Genomic DNA, 19,076 nt, shown 5'->3' with positions numbered 1-19,076 from the left:
TTAATATTAGGTTTTAATTCTTAATTAGTTTTTCTATTAACTCACCTTTATCTGAAACTATCGTAACAAAATAAACACCTGTATTTAATTTAGATATATCTAGTTTCTCTTCAAATCGGTTATTCGTTAAAACGAAATTTTGCAATAGTCTTCCATTGATGTCGTGCAAGTTTATGGCTTTAATAAAAACATTACTTTCAATAAATAAGTAATCACTTACTGGGTTTGGATACATTTTAATGTTAGCTTTAATATCAAAGTCATCTACAAATAAACTTTCCTCAACTGTGGTTATAGCTGTATTCGTAATAATTGGTGCATTATAATCGAAATAGATTTCTGCTGTATTTGTAAATGTATCACCTAACTCTAATGTTGGCAATGTTTTTATTTTAAAGCTAACGTAACCATCGTTGCTAGCATCATCGAATGGAAGATTTATATTTTCAAAAATAAATTCTACCGTATCGTTATCGATTCTAGTAAAAAAATCGTGACTAGCAGTTAAAGGAATTAATGATGATACATCAAAGAAACTTGGATTAATGTCATCCTTAACTACAATATTTACAGCACTTGCTGAACCTGTGTTTTCAAATCTAATGGTATAATGAACAAAATCCCCAACCTTTTCTGGTGCAATAACATCACCTTCTAAACAAGTGATATCATTTGGATCGTATGAATTAACCACAATTTGGTTAAATACAAACATGTTATCTTCAGGCAATTCATCTGCAACAGTTGGATTTATGGTGGCAGTAAAATTCAACATATCACCACCATTTACTTGGTAATCTGGATGTACGGGCGAATTAATATTCATTAAAAAATTGATACTTCTATATTCTTGTGGCTGAAGATCACTATAGTTCCATGTCAACTCCCCAAATTCTTGATTGTTTTCAAATGGACTCGCAAATACAATGTCCATTAAATCATCATTATATTGCAATATTACATCGCCTGACAAAACAGTAGTTCCATTATTTTTATAAAAAATTCTATAGTCAATATTAAATCCAGGACGCGCTTGTTGTAATGGCACAATAACAACTTCTAAATCGTTACTAGCACCAATAACACTTACACAAAAATCTTGGATATAAGGACTTGTATCAGAAGGAAAATTAACATCTACACTTGCTGGAAAAATACTAAAATATGATGGGTTTTCAATAATGGGAGTAACCGTATAAAAACCATTTTCCAAAGGTAAATTGAAATCACCAGAATCATTAGCAATTACAGTTCCTGTTATACCGTTTCCATTAATATTATATTTTAAATTAGAATATGGTAAATCCTCAGAATCGCAACCATTATTATTGGCATCAATAGATGCGTGTCCGTTAACTTCATAAAATGTTCCGCCTGGCACAAAAGAACAATAGGTATTTACAGAACAGTCTGTAAGCCCATAACTATCAGCTATATTTTGAATTTGCTCTAATTCATCATCATCAACACATATATAATTTAAATCTGGGTTTCCGTCAAAAGACAAATAACTATCAGAAAAAATAGTTGTTCCATTTTTAAGAATTAAATTGGTTAATTGATTGTTTTGGCATTCAAACCTTTCGATAAGTCCGTTGTTACTAATATCTAAACTTGAAAATAAATTATCGTTTACATACAACTGTTCTAAATTTACATTTTGAGAAATATCTAAATCAGACAACTGATTGGAATGACCACTTAAAAGCTCTAGATTAACATTATTTGTTAAGTCAATGCTTGTTAATTGATTTGATCCAAAATATAAAATTTCGAGATTAATGTTATTTGTTAAATCTAACTCCGTTATTTGATTGGAAGAACAAGCTAAATACGTTAAGTTAGGATTATTTGAGACATCCAAGCTAGTCAACTGAAGCGAACTTACAGAAAGAGTTTCTAATAATGCATTGGCACTAATATTTAATTCAGATAGAGTAGCATTAGGACTGCTAAAGACATACAGTAATTCTAGGTTTGGTGCATGTGACAAATCTAAACTAGTGATACCTAAATCTTCTGTTTTTAGTTGCACTAAATTAATATTATTGCTTAAATCAGCAGATGTGCCATGAAGGTAAGCTAAATTTACATTATTAGATGTATCTAAACTGCCATTTAATAAGTTTCCAGCACAGTAAATATAATTAAGGTTTATATTATTTGTAATATCTAAAAAAGTGATTTCATTTTGGTTGCATATTAATCGTTCTAAATTTAAACTTTGAGTAACATCTAAAGCTGTTAAATCATTAAAATCACATCTTACATCTATCAATTCGGTATTGCTACTTAAATCTAAGTTCATGAGATTATTCTGTGAGCAAATTAAAGTTCTTAAATTTGAAAAATATTCAATCCCTACTAATGAAGATAGTTGCTTATAGGGGATATTTAAGGTTAATACTGCTTCCGCCTCGGAAACTTGAATTTCACCGTCATTATTAGCGTCAACATCTGTGGTGACACCATTACTAAAAGTTGCTACATTATCATGAACTAACGTACTCTTAAAACTAGCATCAGGAAAATCTATAGTCTGAGCATGGCATAAGGCGAAAGATAAAAACGTGAAGAATAATACGTAGATTTTTTTCATAGTTGTGTAGTTTGGCTTGTTTAGACAAACTTAAACTTTTTATTCAAAGAATCTATTTTAGTAATGTCACTTTGTCACATTCTAAATCTTGGTATTTTATTTGACTATAGGTAAACATTCAAATTAATAATACAAAAACTTATATATCATGACAAAAGGAAGTATTAATGTATCGGTAGAGAATATCTTTCCGTTAATTAAAAAGTTCTTATACTCTGATCACGAAATCTTTTTACGTGAGCTAATTAGTAATGCAACAGATGCGACACTTAAATTTAAGCACTTAGCTAATATTGGAGAGTCTAAATCTGAATACGGAAATCCACAAATTGAAGTAAAGATTGATAAAGAAGGTAAAAAACTTCACATCATTGATCAAGGTTTAGGGATGACTGCCGAAGAGGTTGAAAAGTACATTAACCAAGTGGCTTTTTCTGGTGCTGAAGAATTCTTAGATAAGTATAAAGAGACGGCAAAAGATTCAGGAATTATAGGACACTTTGGTCTTGGATTCTACTCTGCTTTTATGGTTGCAGAAAAAGTTGAAATTATCACTAAATCTCATACAGGTGCTGATGCTGCTCATTGGACATGTGATGGGTCACCAGAATTTACTTTAGAGCCTTCTGACAAATCAGATAGAGGAACTGAAATCATCCTTCATATCGCAGAAGATTCTACTGAATTTTTAGAAGAAGGACGAATTACAGAATTACTTAATAAGTATAATAAGTTTATGCCTATTCCAATTAAATTTGGAACTAAGGAAGTAAACGACCCAGATTTTACACCTGAAACAACTACAGATGCTGAAGGTAAAGAAACTACGGAACCTCATAAAAAAATTACGGTAGATAATATCATCAATAACCCTAATCCGGCGTGGACAAAACAACCTTCTGAGTTAGAAGACCAAGATTATAAAGGCTTCTATAGAGAATTGTATCCAATGCAATTTGAAGAGCCGCTTTTCCATATTCATTTAAATGTTGATTATCCGTTTAACCTAACAGGTATCTTGTATTTCCCTAAGATGACGAATGATATGAACATTCAAAAGGATAAAATTCAATTATTCCAAAATCAAGTCTTTGTTACGGATAATGTTGAAGGGATTGTACCAGAATTTTTAACTATGCTTCGTGGTGTTATTGATTCGCCAGATATTCCATTAAATGTATCGCGTTCGTATTTACAAGCTGATGGTGCGGTGAAGAAAATTTCATCATACATTACACGTAAAGTTGCTGATAAGTTGAAATCATTATTCAACTCTAACAGAGAAGATTTTGAAAAGAAATGGGATGATATTAAAATCGTAATTGAATACGGAATGCTTTCTGAAGAAAAATTCTTCGAAAAAGCAGATGCCTTCGCTTTATACCCAACGGTTGACGGTAAGTTTTATACTTACGAAGAGTTGTTCAACAAAACAAAAGCCAATCAAACGGATAAAGATGGTAAATTAGTTATTCTTTACGCTTCAAATAAAGACGAGCAACATTCATACATAGAATCTGCTAAAGCTAAAGGCTATGAAGTTTTATTATTAGATTCTCCTATTGTACCGCACTTAATTCAGAAATTAGAAACAACAAAAGAAAATATTTCTTTTGCGCGTGTTGATGGTGACCATATTGATAACCTAATTAAGAAGGAAGAAAATGCAATTTCTAAATTAACAGAAGAGCAACAAACAGAATTAGACACACTTTTAAAGGAAGTAGTGCCATCTGAAAAGTTTATGGTTCAGTTAGAAGCTATGGATAGTGATGCTTCTCCATTTATTATTACACAACCAGAATTTATGCGTCGTATGAAAGAGATGCAACAGACTGGCGGTGGTGGCGGAATGTTTGGAATGGGTAATATGCCAGAAATGTACAACCTCATTGTAAACACAAATTCCCCTTTAGTCAGTGAAATTCTAGAAACTAAAACTAAAAAGAAACAAGAACGTTTAATTTCTCAAAGTTTAGATTTAGCACGTTTGTCTCAAGGGCTTCTTAAAGGTGAAGAACTTACAAACTTTGTTAAGCGTAGCTATGAGCTATTAAAATAGGTCAATTTTAGTCTTCTTTGAAATAAAAAGTAGACCATAATTAAAACCATAAAACCACTTTGTGCAAACAGAGTGGTTTTTTTATACATTTAATTCGCTGTATCTTTAAACTCATATTTTTCTACTACGACAATAGAATAATACGCTTGGAAAATACTACCAAATAAAACAAATTATAGTTTAATCCTTTTATAAAAGATCCAATTCATAGAGCTTTAAAATGCACAAAACAATTTTAACTATTATCTTACTACTTCATACCTATTTTATCATTTCACAAAATAGAATAGAAAGATCTAATGCTTTATTAGATGATTTAGTTACGGATGGTTATGTAATTGGTGCTTCAGGAAGTTATTCTGTTGATGGTGTTGTTACTTGGGAAGCTGCTACAGGATATGCCGATAAAAGTACCAGAAAAAAATTCACATTAGATACACAGGTACGCACAGCTTCAATTGCAAAAACAATGACCGCTGTTGCAGTGATGCAGTTGGTAGAACAAGGTTTGGTTGACATCAACTTACCCATTGACACTTATATTCCTGAGTTTATTCAAAAGAGTGAAACAAAAATCACCACGAAACATCTCCTATCTCACACGTCTGGAATGGCTGGTTATAAAAATAAAAACGAGATTGAAAACCAAATTAATTACAGCTCATTATTAGAAGCGTATAACCTATTTAAAAACCGTAAACTCAACACTAAACCGGGTACAACATATGCTTACTCGAGTTATGGCTATGTTGTTTTAGGACTATTAATTGAACACGTATCAGGGTTGTCTTATGAATCTTATATGCAACACTATATTTGGGATAAAGCTGATATGAAACATACTGGCATTGAAAAACCTGAACTCATATGTTTACAGTCTACAACACTATATAATAGAACACCTGAAGGAACCCTAAAAAAAGCCGTACCAAACAATTTGAGTAATCGTATTCCTGGAGGTGGCTTATACTCAACGGTTAACGACCTTATAAAATTTGGAAATGCATTAATTAATAATCATTTCATTCAGCAAGAAACCTTCAAGCGCATGATTGATTATCATCATTTGAACAATGCTAATAGTCGCTATGGTCTTGGATTTAGACTTTATGGCTCCTTTCTAAATAAAGCTGATATTGTTGGTCACAGTGGCTCTCAAACCGGAGCAACAACACAATTATTTGTCATACCAAGACTTAAAACAGTTATAGCAATAGTAGCCAATACCTCTGGCTCGGCCAAAGAAGTTGCGACAGCTACAAGAGAATTAATAGACACTTCCCAACTAAAAGATTAAGTGAATGTTTTAACACTTTTCTAATTAATTACTCTGCTAAACCACTTGACTTTATACAGTTAGATGTATTGTCATTTTACTATGTTTAAGCGTTTTAAATCATTACTATTAACAAAGGTTTTGCTTAGCTAAAGTAATTTAATATTAAATGTTAGTTGACTACACAAATCACTTATAAAAAAGACGAAGTATTAATCAACGAAAGTGATATTGGAGAAATTCAATATTACATTTTAGAAGGCTGCTTAAGATTTTACCCTATTAATAAATCGGGAAAAGATATTACGATTTAATTTAGAGATAAAGATTTGTGGATCGGTGATTACACAGCATTTTTTAATACCGAAAAGGCAAAAGTGACAATTGTTAAGTCTTTAAGATGCGACACTCTATCAAATCTCAAATAAATAAAAAGAAAATTTGTGTCCCAAAATCCTTAAAACAGAACGCTTCATTAGAATTAAATTAGAGAAAGCATTTACTGCTTTTTAAATTAGAATTATATCAAATCTATCGCCAATAACTACCAAACGCTATAGCAATTTTATTGAAACCTTCCTAAATATAGAGTAAAAAGTTAAAAACTACCACATTGCATCTTACTTAGGTATTACGGTAGAAAATCTAAACAGAATTAGAAAAAACTTAGCATACTAAATATTGTGAATAAATTAACATACATCAATTTTTTAAACCATAATTAATATTAATTTTGCAGGCCTAACAAGGATAATATTCCCTTATTTTCCTGAAATTAATAGCTAAAAGCGCGAGTTGGATAAACTTGCGCTTTTTATTTGTATCAATATCAATTGAACTAAAAATTAATAGCTTTAATTAAGGTTCTTATTGAAAGTTCAAGATGAACGATTTAAAATTCTACACAACAATAAGCTTTGGAATTTAGAATTTTCACAAAACAAAAAAACTTGCCAAATGATGCTACAACATCAATAAGCGACTTATATCTTTTTATGTTTTATGTAAATTCAAAAACTAACTAATATTTTTAGGCTTAGTGCTATAATTACTTTCGATAGCATTAATAGATATCAAATTAAGGCTTTAACTTTATAGCTCATATTTATTTTTTGAATAAAATAACGCCTACGAAAACGTTTTCGTAAGTCTTTTATATCTTTGAAAACAAAAAGCGAGATTCAATAATTAAAACTAAACGGTTTAAACAAATTAATTATATCCACAACACAACATGAAAATCAAAAAAATATTAGTTGCCAATCGAAGTGAAATCGCCATCCGTGTTTTAAGAGCATGTACTGAGATTAATATTGCCACTGTTGCTATTTACACCCATGAGGACCGTTATTCACAACACCGAAACAAAGCGGACGAATCCTACCAAATTGGTGAGAATAACGACCCACTAAAACCCTATTTAGATATTGAAGCCATTATTGCTTTAGCTAAAGACAAGAACGTTGATGCTATTCATCCAGGTTATGGTTTTTTATCTGAAAACTCAGAATTCGCCAGACGTTGTGCTGAAAACGACATTATTTTTATTGGTCCAGACCCAGAAGTCATGGATGCCTTAGGTGATAAAATTACAGCGAAGAAAATTGCTTTACAATGTAATGTTCCTATTATTGAAAGTAATAAAAACAGCTTAACATCTTTAAAAATTGCACTTTCTGAAGCTAATGCCATCGGTTATCCTTTAATGTTAAAAGCTGCTTCTGGTGGTGGTGGACGTGGAATGCGTGTCGTAAGAAATGATAAAGACTTAGAACAAAATTTTGATTCCGCTAAAAATGAAGCCTTAAACGCTTTTGGTGACGACACCATGTTTTTAGAAAAGTATGTTGAAAATCCAAAACATATTGAAGTCCAGATTGTAGCAGACAGACATGGCACTATTCGTCATTTATTTGAACGTGATTGCTCTGTACAAAGACGCCACCAAAAAGTGGTAGAAGTCGCCCCTTCTTATAACGTTTCTGAAAACGTTAAAGATGCTTTATACAAGTACGCTGTTGCTATTGCCTCTGAGGTGAGCTATAACAATATTGGTACGGTTGAATTTTTAGTTGATGAACAAGATAATATCTACTTCATTGAAGTGAACCCAAGAATTCAAGTGGAACATACCGTTACAGAAATGGTTACAGGAATCGATTTGGTTAAAACACAAATATTTATTGCTGGTGGCTACAAATTATCTGACCAACAAATAAAAATATACGACCAAGATTCTATTAAAACCAATGGTTTTGCTTTACAATGCCGATTAACCACGGAAGACCCTGAAAATAACTTTACGCCTGACTATGGAAATATCACCACTTACCGAAGTGCTTCAGGCATGGGCATTCGTTTAGATGCCGGTAGTATTTACCAAGGCTATAATGTGAGTCCGTTTTTCGATTCCATGTTAGTCAAAGTTTCTGCACGTGGTAGAACCTTAGATGGTGCGGTTAGAAAAATGGTACGTGCCTTAAAAGAATTTAGAATTAGAGGTGTAAAAACCAATATCCATTTCCTTCAAAATGTCATTCAACACGACACCTTTAAAGAAGGAAAGGTTACCGTGAATTTTATTCAAAATACGCCATCGCTATTCGAAATTAAACTCCCTCAAGACCGAACTACCAAAGCTGTAAATTTCCTAGCTGAAGTGATTGTTAATGGAAATTCGGATGTTAAGAATATAGACGAAAATAAAATATTTAGAAACGCTAAAGTGCCTAAATTTAATCGGTCTGAAGCCTTTCCCAAAGGAACTAAGGATGTATTAACCGAGTTAGGACCAGAAGCCTTTTGTCAATGGCTAAAAGATGATAACAAAATACATTATACAGACACTACCATGCGAGATGCACACCAATCGCTTTTAGCAACGCGTATGCGAAGTTATGATATGCTTAAAGTTGCAGAAAGTTTTGCTAAAAATCACCCAAACACCTTTAGTATGGAAGTTTGGGGTGGTGCTACTTTTGATGTTTGTATGCGTTTTTTACACGAAAGTCCTTGGACACGCCTTAGAGAATTGCGAAAAGCAGCACCTAATATTTTATTCCAAATGTTATTACGTGGTTCTAATGCCGTAGGTTATAAAGCCTATCCGGATAATTTAATTGAAAAATTTGTAGAAAAATCTTGGGAAAACGGAGTTGATATTTTTAGAATTTTCGATTCTTTAAATTGGGTAAAAGCCATGGAACCAAGCATAAATTATGTTCGTACTAAAACAGAGGGGATTGCACAAGCAGCCATCAGTTATACCGGTGATATTTTAGACCCAAAGGAAACCAAATACAACCTCAACTATTATACACAGCTCGCTAAAGATTTAGAAAATGCTGGTGCGCATATGATTGCGATAAAAGACATGGCGGGTTTATTAAAACCTTATGCTGCTACAGAATTGGTAGGCGCGCTTAAGGATACCGTGAATATTCCAATTCAATTACACACCCACGATACCTCATCTTTACAAACGGCAACCTACTTAAAAGCTATTGAAGCTGGTGTCGATGTTGTTGATGTTGCGCTTGGTGGTTTATCGGGATTAACCTCACAGCCTAGTTTTAATGCGGTTGTAGAAATGATGAAAGGCCAAAAACGTGCTCACGATTTCGATATGCCAACCTTAAATGAATTTTCGAACTATTGGGAAGACACACGTGAAATGTACTATCCGTTTGAATCGGGATTAAAAGCTGGAACTGCAGAGGTTTATCAACATGAGATTCCTGGCGGACAATATTCAAATTTACGACCCCAAGCCATTGCCTTAGGTTTAGGTGACCGCTTTGATGAGGTTAAAAAAATGTACGCTCAAGTAAATACCATGTTTGGTAACCTCATCAAAGTCACGCCAAGTTCTAAAGTGGTTGGTGATATGGCTATTTTTATGGTGACCAACAATTTAACACCTGAAGATGTTATGGAACGTGGCGAAAGTATTTCGTTCCCAGAATCGGTCATCAATTTCTTTAAAGGAGATTTAGGACAACCTACTGGTGGTTTTCCTAAAAAACTTCAAAAAATTATTCTTAAAAATAGAGAAGCGTATACAGATAGACCAAACGCACATTTAAAACCTGTAGATTTCACTAAAGAGTTTGCCGATTTTAAAAAGAAATTTCAACAAGGCTTTACCAGACCGATAGAAACAGAAGATTTCTTATCTTATATGTTGTACCCTAAAGTCTTTGAAAAAGCGCATGAAAATTATAAAAAATATGGAAATGTAGCTCTAATTCCAACTAAAGATTTCTTCTTTGGCATGAAACTTCAAGAAGAAACATTAATCACTTTAGAACCCGGAAAAACGATTATCGTAAAACTCCTCTCGGTGAGTATTCCCAACAGTGATGGGGTAAGAACGGTATTCTTTAAAGTAAATGGCGAAAACCGATTTGTAGAAATATTCGATACCTCATTAGAGATAAAGAAAGTAGAACATGTAAAAATAGACCCCGAGGATAGCAACCAAATCGGCGCACCATTACAAGGATCTTTATATAAGGTTTTAGTAAAAAAAGGGCTCGCTGTAAAAGAGAACGACCCATTATTTATAATTGAAGCCATGAAGATGGAAACCACAGTGACTGCCAATAAAGCTGGTAAAATTAAATCCATCAGTTTATCGGAAGGTCATATGGTAAAACAAGATGATTTGGTTATAACATTAGAATAATTAAGAGCTTATAAATTTTGCGCTTTGCTCTATAAGTGAAGCGCAAAATAACTATAACGTTCTTTTAACATTTCACAACTAAAATTGGCAAGCCTTTTGAAATTTAAAAGGCCATAACCAATACTTATATTTATGACCTTATTAAAAACATTACCTACTTTAATATTAACTGTAATGCTATCGTCTTGCGGCGCTTCAAAAAGTACTAATTCAACCTATTGGGTGAATAGTGCCAAAGTAGATTGTGATGCTGGTGCAGGAAAAGCCACATGTCTTCAAGTGAGCAAAAATGACGCATACGAAAATGCCGAATGGACAAATTTCTATTCCCCAATTGAAGGTTTTAATTTTGAACCAGGCTACTTGCAAAAAATTGAAGTCTCTGAAACGGTTATAGATAAAAGCAATATTCCGGCAGATGCTTCATCTATCCAATATAAATTAATTAGGGTTCTAGAGAAAATACAAGACCCTAAATTAACTTTACATGATATTTGGGCAACAACACATATTAATGGAGAAGCCCTTACAGATAAAACTAATCGGCCAACCCTTGAGATGAACACTAGTAATATGCAAGTTTTTGGAACCAATGGTTGTAATAATTATACGGGACAAATTAAAAACATAACGTCTAATACCATTGAATTTGGCGCCATTGCAACGACTCGAAAAATGTGTATGGACATGACCATTCCCGATAGTTTTGACAAAGCCTTTAATACAATTTCCACTTATAAAAGAGACGGATTAAGCTTATCCTTTTATAATGAAGCTGGTGACGAAGTGTTACGTTTTAAAAAAGTAGACTAATTATATATCACATGGATTCAAATTATTGGGTTATTTAGACTAAGGTTGTAATAACCCAATTTCTTTTCCACTACCTTTGTCCCATTAAATTATTAAGCATTGGAAAAGAAAAAACAGCATCCCCAAGTAAAATCAGAGCTTCATCCTAGAAGTCAACATAGAGCACGCTATAATTTTGATGCGCTTATAAAAAGTTCACCAGCCTTAGGCACTTATGTGGCTCCAAACAAATACGGTGATGATTCTATTGATTTTTTTAATCCTGCCGCTGTAAAAGCGCTAAACAAAGCGTTACTAATTCATCATTACGGATTAGAGTATTGGGATATTCCTAAGCATTACTTATGTCCTCCAATTCCAGGAAGAGCTGACTATATTCACAATATTGCAGATCTTTTAAAAGGCGATAGCAATTCTATTCCTAAAGGAAATCATATTAAAGGTTTAGATATTGGTGTTGGTGCAAATTGTATTTATCCAATTATTGGTCAGCATGAATACGGTTGGTCATTTATAGGCAGTGACACTGATGAAACGGCTATTGTTTCAGCTAAAGACATTGAGCAGAAAAATTATAAATTAAGATCCACTTTAGAAATTAGACGTCAAGAAAAAATAAACAACTTTATTTATGGTATTCTGAAACCCGAAGAAAAAGTAGATTTCACGATTTGTAATCCACCGTTTCATGCGTCAGCAGAAGAAGCGCAGAAAGCCAGTTTAAAAAAACAAAAAAACTTAAAAGGCAAACGCCCTAATAAAGCGCTTTTAAATTTTGGTGGTCAACATAACGAATTGTGGACTAAAGGTGGTGAAGCACGTTTTGTAAAAGACATGATTTATGAAAGTAAGCATTTTGGAAAACAGTGCTTATGGTTTACAAGTTTAATTTCTAAGGAAGTCACGCTAAAGCCTACTTACAAGATTTTAGAAAAAGTAAATGCTACGGCTGTAAAAACTATAGAAATGGGTCAGGGTCATAAAATAAGTCGGTTTATTGCTTGGACTTTTTTAACCGAACAAGAACAAAAGGACTGGGTATCTGAGCGTTGGCAAAACATTTAGTCACTTCGAGTGTTCCGGTATTTTTATCGGAATGTATCGAGAAGCAATTGAAACAATATGGGTCTCGATACTATTTGCTCATACTTCACAAATCACTCGAACTGACGTGATTTGTAATTTTAAAATTGTTATATCAAAGTTTAAATTAACAAATATTCTACCTTTGCAACAAACAAAATTATATGTCATTTAAAGACTTACATCTTATAAAGCCTATGCAGAAAGCTGTTGAAGCTTCTGGTTATGTTGAACCTACTTTGGTACAACAACGTTCTATTCCATTTATTCTAGAAGGCAAAGATGTTATTGTCTCTGCACAAACTGGAACAGGAAAAACAGCGGCTTTTGCTTTACCTATTTTGCAAAAATTATACGATAGGCAAGACACCCCAAAAAAGGGTAAGAAAATAAAAGCACTGATATTAAGTCCTACTAGAGAATTAGCCATACAAATTCACAAAAACTTTAAAACCTATGCGGAATTTACCAAATTGAAATCTTTAGTGGTTTTTGGAGGTACTTCCATAGAGCCTCAAATAGAGGCTTTAAAAAACGGTATTGATATTTTGGTCGCTACACCAGGTCGTTTACTCGACTTACACAAACAAGATTACATTAATCTCGACTTTATTGAAACCTTAGTTTTAGATGAAGCCGATTTAATGTTAGATATGGGCTTTATTGACGATGTTAAAAAAATTGAACGCCTTTGTCCTGAAGACAAGCAAAGCTTATTATTCTCGGCAACGATTCCAGATAAAATTGAGGACTTAGCAAATACCATACTTAAAGATCCGGAACGTATTGACGTCACCCCAACAAAATCCGTGGCTAAAGATGTGAGTCAGGTGTTGTATTACGTACCCAAACAAAGTAAAATTGAATTGTGTTTACATTTAATGCGAAACACTATTGAAGGCAATGTACTCATTTTTAGACGTACTAAATTTGGGGTTGATAAACTTGAAAAAACGCTATCTAAAAATGGTTATGCCGTAAATAGTATTCATGGTGATAAAAACCAAAGCGATAGACAAACTGCTCTGAATAAATTTAAAAATGGCTATGTAAAAGTATTGATAGCCACTGATGTGGCCGCACGAGGTATTGACATTAACGAATTAGATAACGTGCTTAATTTTGATATGCCAAACGTACCAGAAACATACGTTCATCGTATTGGTAGAACCGGTAGAGCCGGACATACAGGAAAAGCCTATTCGATGTGTTCTGCAGATGAAAAAAGTTATGTAAAAACCATTCAGAATGCTATTAATCTTCAGATTCCTGTAGAAACCGAACACCCTTATCCTTTAGACCCCAAAGCGAAACCTATTGTCCACAAAAAACAAAGTGGTAGTAAGTATAAAAAAGGACGTAAAAGTGAGGCTTCTAAGAAGAAGAAAAAGCGTTGGTATTAAATCAGCTGTTGGCTGTTGGCTGTTGGCTGTTGGCTGTTGGCTGTTGGCTGTTGGCTGTTGGTAAAAAAACAAAAAACACTTAATAAATCTAAGTGCTTTTTATTTATCTTAAAATGTATTATTTAAATTTTATTTTTTAATGGAATCATTATGTGAGTAAATAATACCATTGACAATATCAAAGAAAATAAGCCCTGAAGATTTTTCTTTTGGGTTTAATGGCTTAGAAATTAATCGATTCCTCTCCTTACTTTTTGGTTGCATTGTTACTTCAAAATTGTCATTTACCAATACATTCCTAGTATTATAACCAATGACTTCAAAACCATGATTTAAATTTGGATAGAAAAAATGAATTTTTGAGTAGTCGGAAAATAAATCAAAACGCTGAAAATCCTTAGCCCAATTATAAAAGAAATATTCACTATTAAAGTCTGTAATTTTATTATTGCTCCCTAATTCACCAATTTCTATTTTTGAGAATTCAGATTCAATTTCTACACTATTTAATTCTGTTATTAAAGCTTTGAAAACTCTATCTGTTTCTAACCTACCACCAGAAATTTTACGAGCAATCAATAAAGAATTGTGAACTTTCAATTCATTTTTTGAATTTTCTATTTTATTTATATAAAGTCTTCCATAATCTAACCGAAGGGACAATTGATTATCAAATTCGTCATGAAAATCTAATAAGCTACCTTTAGCAATAATTTCAAGACTAATGTGCTTTGGAATTTTAATTATAAAGTTTCTTTTAAAATTTCTATTATTTTGCCATTTAACTGCTTTTTTCAGCAGTCTCTCTTTTCGCTTTAAATCATTAGCATACATGATTTTTGCTCTTGCTTCATGATATGATTTGTAAGATTTAATCTCTGTAATTTCTTTTGAAATATCTGCTTTTAGTTTTTTAAATGCTGTTGTTGTATCTTTTGTTTCATATATAAGTCTGTCTAATGAAAAAATAGAAACATAATTAGATGTATTTAGACTTTGCTTAATATTTGGATGCTTCTTAATACTTACAATATTGTTTTCTTGAGTAGCTTCAATTCTTACACTATCTAATATTCTTTGATGCTCTTTTTTAGGTAATTTAATAAAATTGATATTGTAGTCAATATGAATACTATCGTCTGGAGATGACACGAATTTCACTGAACCATCAGGTATCTCGATATATGCGGTTGTATTTTTATCTGTTTTAAAACTTTTAGTAAAAACATCAACATTTTGCCCTAATACTGCTTGCATTGTGATGAGTAATACAAGTAATAATCTAAATTGATTTTTCATTATGTTCGTTTGTTTGATTTAATATTTTGATGTGTTTCTGTATGTCTTTTAAAATTTGAAGTCGCGTTTGAAGATTTTCAATCAACGCTTCAATAACCAAAACGTTATTAGCATCGCTTTTAAACTGCATGGAAATACCTTGGTAATCGGCATCTAAATTTTTCAACTTTTTTCTAAAACGCTCTACTAAAATATCATCGTCAGTAATGGCAATAAAATTTTGCCACTCGGTTTCAATGTTCGCTAAATATTCAGCTTCAACAGCTTCTACTTGTGCCACAATTGGAGAAGGTGAATGTGTTTCTGGCTTTGCTTCCATCTCCATAACATTAAAACCAATCGTTAACGCAATAATTAAAATAGCTGCCGCACTTAACCATCCATAAAGATTTTGTTTTGGTTTAGACTGTTTTTTAAGTTTTTCAGCAAATGCCGTTCTATGGTTTTCAGGAAGCGTTTTTAAATCGTCTTCCTCCTTAAATAAATCTCTAATATCTCGCTTCATTGTATTTTGGTTTTAAAAGGTCTTGTAATTTTAATTTTCCACGTCTTAAATGTGTACGAGATGTTTTTATGGGAATTCCTAAAATGTCCGAAATCTCCTCGTGGTCATAGCCTTCTAGCAAATAAAGCTTCACTACAATTCTATGCTTTTCACTAATCTGTTCAACGGCAAATAAAATCTCTTGTTTCGTTATTGTACTATCAAAATTCCAATCGTCTTCGTTTATAATTTGCAACTCTGATACTTCTATAGCTTCAAACTCTAACTTATTTTTCTTTAAAACGTCTAAACATTGGTTGATAATAATTCGTTTTAACCAAGCTCCAAATGTGGCTTCTGGCTTATAAGATTCAATATGTCTAAAGGCTTTTAAAAAGCCTTCTTGCATCGCATCTTTTGCATCTTCATCGCTGAGATAACGACAAGCAATGGTATACATCGCTTCTGCATATGCATCATAAACTTGCATTTGTGCAACTTCGTTTCCTTTTTTGCAACGTTTAATAATTTTCGTCTCTAATGAATGCATTGGTTGGTTTAGCGGTTTTCTATTATTAAAAACGATAGAATTTAGTAAGAGTTTCAAAATAGAATAAAAAAGATTGATTTTAATTGAATATACCTAATTTTAACCCTGAATTTCAATGCAAATAATTTAAAGATGAGTCAAAACTACAATAAACCAACGTTTAAAAAATTATTGGATCGTTTACAAGAAGAAAGCTGGCAATTAGAATTGCTGATTTCTGGTTTTGCTATTTATGGATTGTTTTCTGCATATCCTGCTTTAGAGTTAAAAATGGCCTCTCATCAAGCTCAAAACCATAACAACCTTTTTTTTACATTGATTTTAATTGTGGCTCTTTCTGCCTGTTCTATATTAATATTTAATTTACTTCTACATGTACTTCTAAGAGGTTTATGGATAGGTGCTTTAGGTTTACGTTATATTTCTGGAGATATTGAATACGATGCTTTAAATTACACTCAACGATTTAGCAATTATTTAAAAGACAAAGTTGGCTCTTTTGACAAATATATTGGCCGATTAGAAAATTACTGTAGCATCATTTTTGCTATTACGTTTTTACTGATCTTTTATTTACTTGCTCTTTTTCTAATCATTGGAACCATTGCTATAATTATAACTATATTTTTAAATGACCATACGTTTTACCAAGTTTCAACCTACATTGGTATTATCTTCTTAACCTATATAATTATTGGTGCGATTCTTACCTTCATAGATTTTATTACACTTGGATTTTTAAAGAAGAAAAAATGGATTAGTAAAGTATACTTCCCTTTCTATTGGGGTTTTAGTATTATTACACTTTCATTTTTATACCGACCATTAGTTTATAATTTTCTTGACAACAAATTTGGAAAACGCATAAGTCTCTTTTTAGTTCCCATTTATACTTTATTGATATGGATAACTACATTCTATTATAATCCATCTAACTATTTTAATTTTATTGAACCTTCTGAAAATTACATTTCCAATTCTTTAAATTACGAGGATATGCTTGTTGGTGAATCAGATTTTATTGAGAATATTGCTATTAATAGTAAAGTAATCAGTGATCCCTATATGAAAGTATTTATAGTTTTTGATAAATATATTGAAGATGAAATTTATCGATTTAACCAAAAATTAGAACCAGATGAAGACATTAGAGGCATTACATCAGAGATTGGCACAATAAGCCCAATATCAAATGCATTAAAAAAGGAATATATAGCTACATTTAATTCAATTTATTCCGTTGAAATTGACTCCAACTTATACAAAACCGATTTTGTACTCGGAAGAACTGTAAAAAAACAAAACGGTTTTGAAACGTATATTGGTATAAAACATTTAGATGAAGGTAAGCATATAATCCAGGTTAAACGTAGAGATATAAAAGAATCGGATACTCTAACTAAAACTGAAGCTTCAATACCATTTTGGTATTATCCAAATTAACTTACAATATAAATGATGTATCTTTAGAATCTATAAAAATAATTATGTATAAAATTTTATTTATTTTTTTATTTATTGGACAAATCAGCTATGCCCAAATAACGATTAAAGATAGTATTACCTCCTACCCTGTAAGTTACGCCACCATATCTTTTGGTAATGGTAACGGTCTTTTTGCTGATGACGAAGGGCAGTTTTACTTTACTAAAAAACTATATGCAGATATCGATTCTATTTATATTTCTGCTCTAGGATTTAAAGACCTTAATGTTGCTACAGAAAACCTTCCAGAACAATTATTAATGCAACCCGAAGCCTCTGCATTAGACGAAGTTTTAATTAGTGGAAATTCAGACCGAAAATTTAAAGAAGAAGAATTAAAACCTTACTTAGATGATGATTATTACAATTGTTGGCTACCTACTATAGAATCTGAAATTGCCGTTTATTTTCCAAAATCAACAACTAAAGACCAAAAGCTCACTAATGTATTATTTCCTATTGCTTTAGAATCTAAAGATTGGGAAAAACGAAACCGTAAAAACAGTGAGAAGAAGAAATTTTCAACCCTATTTAAAGTCAACCTGTACAAAAACAATAATGGTGTTCCTGGTAAGGTTTTAACTTATGAAACGATTGTATTTAAAGCGACTGAAAAAGATGGTGATGTTTACGATTTAAATGTGGAAGACTTAGGTATTTATTTTCCTAAAAATGGCTTGTTTGTATCACTACAAGTATTAGGCTATACTAATAAAGATGGTAAACTGTTACCAAATAAAAAATACAAAGAGATAGAATCAAAGAATGGTGGTATCGTTAAAATTCCAACCAATTTTAGACCTTTATTACCATTTACTGATGAAATGGACACCAAAAACACATTTATAAAGCGCGTATTTATCAATGGAAATAATTGGGTGAAGTTTGATAAAGGAAATGGTTTACAATCTAGTTTATTAAAACGCGACTTGTTTAATTACGGCATTGGCTTAACTTATAAAATCTTTAAGGATGACTGAGCCTATTGGACTTTACATAATGGCCGCCATGTACATTGTTGCAGGAGTTATACACTTTATAAAGCCTAAAATGTATATGCGTATTATGCCTAAGTATTTACCAAGTCATAAATCATTGGTCTATCTAAGTGGTGTTGCTGAAATTTTATTGGGGATTGGGTTGTGTATTCCTAAATTAAAAGCCATCTCTATTTATGGCATCATTGCGATGCTAGCTGTATTTCTACTCGTACATTTCTATATGCTTTCAGGTAAAAAAGCCGCTGCCGGAATTCCGAAGTGGATTTTAATTTTACGTATTCCACTTCAGTTTGGGTTGATGTATTGGGCTTGGATTTATTTAAATTAGTTGTAT

The 19,076-nt window shown here is 32.1% G+C and carries 14 protein-coding genes; 10 read left to right on the top strand and 4 right to left on the bottom strand.

Features of this window, described 5'->3' with window-relative positions; translation table 11 throughout:
* Nucleotides 1-13: 13 nt before the first annotated feature.
* Nucleotides 14-2,599: a T9SS type A sorting domain-containing protein gene (locus tag HM982_RS03745; RefSeq protein WP_179351771.1), complete on the bottom strand. Its 2,586-nt coding sequence runs from the start codon at nt 2,597-2,599 to the stop codon at nt 14-16.
* 148 nt (nt 2,600-2,747) lie between these two features.
* Between HM982_RS03745 and htpG the strand changes: the two genes are divergently transcribed.
* The 7 genes from htpG (at nt 2,748) to HM982_RS03710 (ending at nt 13,923) form a co-directional block, all read left to right on the top strand.
* Nucleotides 2,748-4,661: a molecular chaperone HtpG gene (gene htpG / locus HM982_RS03740; RefSeq protein ID WP_179351770.1), complete on the top strand. Its 1,914-nt coding sequence runs from the start codon at nt 2,748-2,750 to the stop codon at nt 4,659-4,661.
* Nucleotides 4,662-4,881: 220 nt separating this feature from the next.
* Nucleotides 4,882-5,958 carry a serine hydrolase domain-containing protein gene (locus HM982_RS03735; RefSeq protein ID WP_179351769.1) on the top strand — a complete coding sequence of 359 codons (1,077 nt, stop codon included), beginning with the start codon at nt 4,882-4,884 and terminating at the stop codon, nt 5,956-5,958.
* A 155-nt stretch (nt 5,959-6,113) separates the two neighbouring features.
* Complete coding sequence (locus HM982_RS18485) at nt 6,114-6,251, top strand: cyclic nucleotide-binding domain-containing protein (protein ID WP_246296561.1); 138 nt, start codon at nt 6,114-6,116, stop codon at nt 6,249-6,251.
* A gap of 920 nt (nt 6,252-7,171) precedes the next feature.
* On the top strand, nt 7,172-10,624 hold the full coding sequence (locus tag HM982_RS03725) for a pyruvate carboxylase (protein ID WP_179351768.1): 3,453 nt from the start codon (nt 7,172-7,174) through the stop codon (nt 10,622-10,624).
* A 132-nt stretch (nt 10,625-10,756) separates the two neighbouring features.
* Nucleotides 10,757-11,437 carry a DUF4377 domain-containing protein gene (locus HM982_RS03720; RefSeq protein ID WP_179351767.1) on the top strand — a complete coding sequence of 227 codons (681 nt, stop codon included), beginning with the start codon at nt 10,757-10,759 and terminating at the stop codon, nt 11,435-11,437.
* 99 nt (nt 11,438-11,536) lie between these two features.
* Nucleotides 11,537-12,502 carry a 23S rRNA (adenine(1618)-N(6))-methyltransferase RlmF gene (rlmF, locus tag HM982_RS03715; RefSeq protein WP_179351766.1) on the top strand — a complete coding sequence of 322 codons (966 nt, stop codon included), beginning with the start codon at nt 11,537-11,539 and terminating at the stop codon, nt 12,500-12,502.
* Between the two features lie 182 nt (nt 12,503-12,684).
* Nucleotides 12,685-13,923 carry a DEAD/DEAH box helicase gene (locus tag HM982_RS03710; RefSeq protein WP_179351765.1) on the top strand — a complete coding sequence of 413 codons (1,239 nt, stop codon included), beginning with the start codon at nt 12,685-12,687 and terminating at the stop codon, nt 13,921-13,923.
* A 129-nt stretch (nt 13,924-14,052) separates the two neighbouring features.
* Here HM982_RS03710 and HM982_RS03705 read toward each other — a convergent pair whose 3' ends face one another.
* From HM982_RS03705 to HM982_RS03695, 3 genes are read right to left on the bottom strand one after another with little or no spacing between them, the layout of a single operon-like run.
* Nucleotides 14,053-15,222, bottom strand: coding sequence for a hypothetical protein (locus tag HM982_RS03705; RefSeq protein ID WP_179351764.1), 1,170 nt, complete (start codon nt 15,220-15,222; stop codon nt 14,053-14,055).
* Nucleotides 15,206-15,727: a hypothetical protein gene (locus tag HM982_RS03700; protein ID WP_179351763.1), complete on the bottom strand. Its 522-nt coding sequence runs from the start codon at nt 15,725-15,727 to the stop codon at nt 15,206-15,208. The genes HM982_RS03705 and HM982_RS03700 overlap by 17 nt, the downstream gene beginning before the upstream one ends.
* Entirely contained in the window at nt 15,711-16,256 is a 546-nt protein-coding gene (locus HM982_RS03695) for an RNA polymerase sigma factor (RefSeq protein ID WP_179351762.1), read from the bottom strand. Before HM982_RS03695 ends, HM982_RS03700 begins: the two co-directional genes overlap by 17 nt.
* A gap of 132 nt (nt 16,257-16,388) precedes the next feature.
* Here HM982_RS03695 and HM982_RS03690 point away from each other — a divergent pair, with 132 nt between their 5' ends.
* Genes HM982_RS03690 through HM982_RS03680 form a run of 3 tightly spaced genes read left to right on the top strand, consistent with a single transcriptional unit; the run spans nt 16,389 to nt 19,070 of the window.
* The gene (locus HM982_RS03690) at nt 16,389-17,699 is read left to right on the top strand and encodes a hypothetical protein (protein ID WP_179351761.1); all 1,311 of its coding nucleotides are present in this window, start codon (nt 16,389-16,391) and stop codon (nt 17,697-17,699) included.
* 44 nt (nt 17,700-17,743) lie between these two features.
* Nucleotides 17,744-18,721: a hypothetical protein gene (locus tag HM982_RS03685; protein ID WP_179351760.1), complete on the top strand. Its 978-nt coding sequence runs from the start codon at nt 17,744-17,746 to the stop codon at nt 18,719-18,721.
* Complete coding sequence (locus tag HM982_RS03680; protein ID WP_179351759.1) at nt 18,714-19,070, top strand: DoxX family protein; 357 nt, start codon at nt 18,714-18,716, stop codon at nt 19,068-19,070. Before HM982_RS03685 ends, HM982_RS03680 begins: the two co-directional genes overlap by 8 nt.
* The last annotated feature ends 6 nt before the right edge of the window (nt 19,071-19,076 follow it).

Source organism: Winogradskyella vidalii (assembly GCF_013403955.1).
GTDB classification, from domain to species: Bacteria; Bacteroidota; Bacteroidia; order Flavobacteriales; family Flavobacteriaceae; genus Winogradskyella; species Winogradskyella vidalii.
Note: the sequence above shows the minus strand (reverse complement) of the source record. Positions and strands in the feature narration are given on the sequence as shown.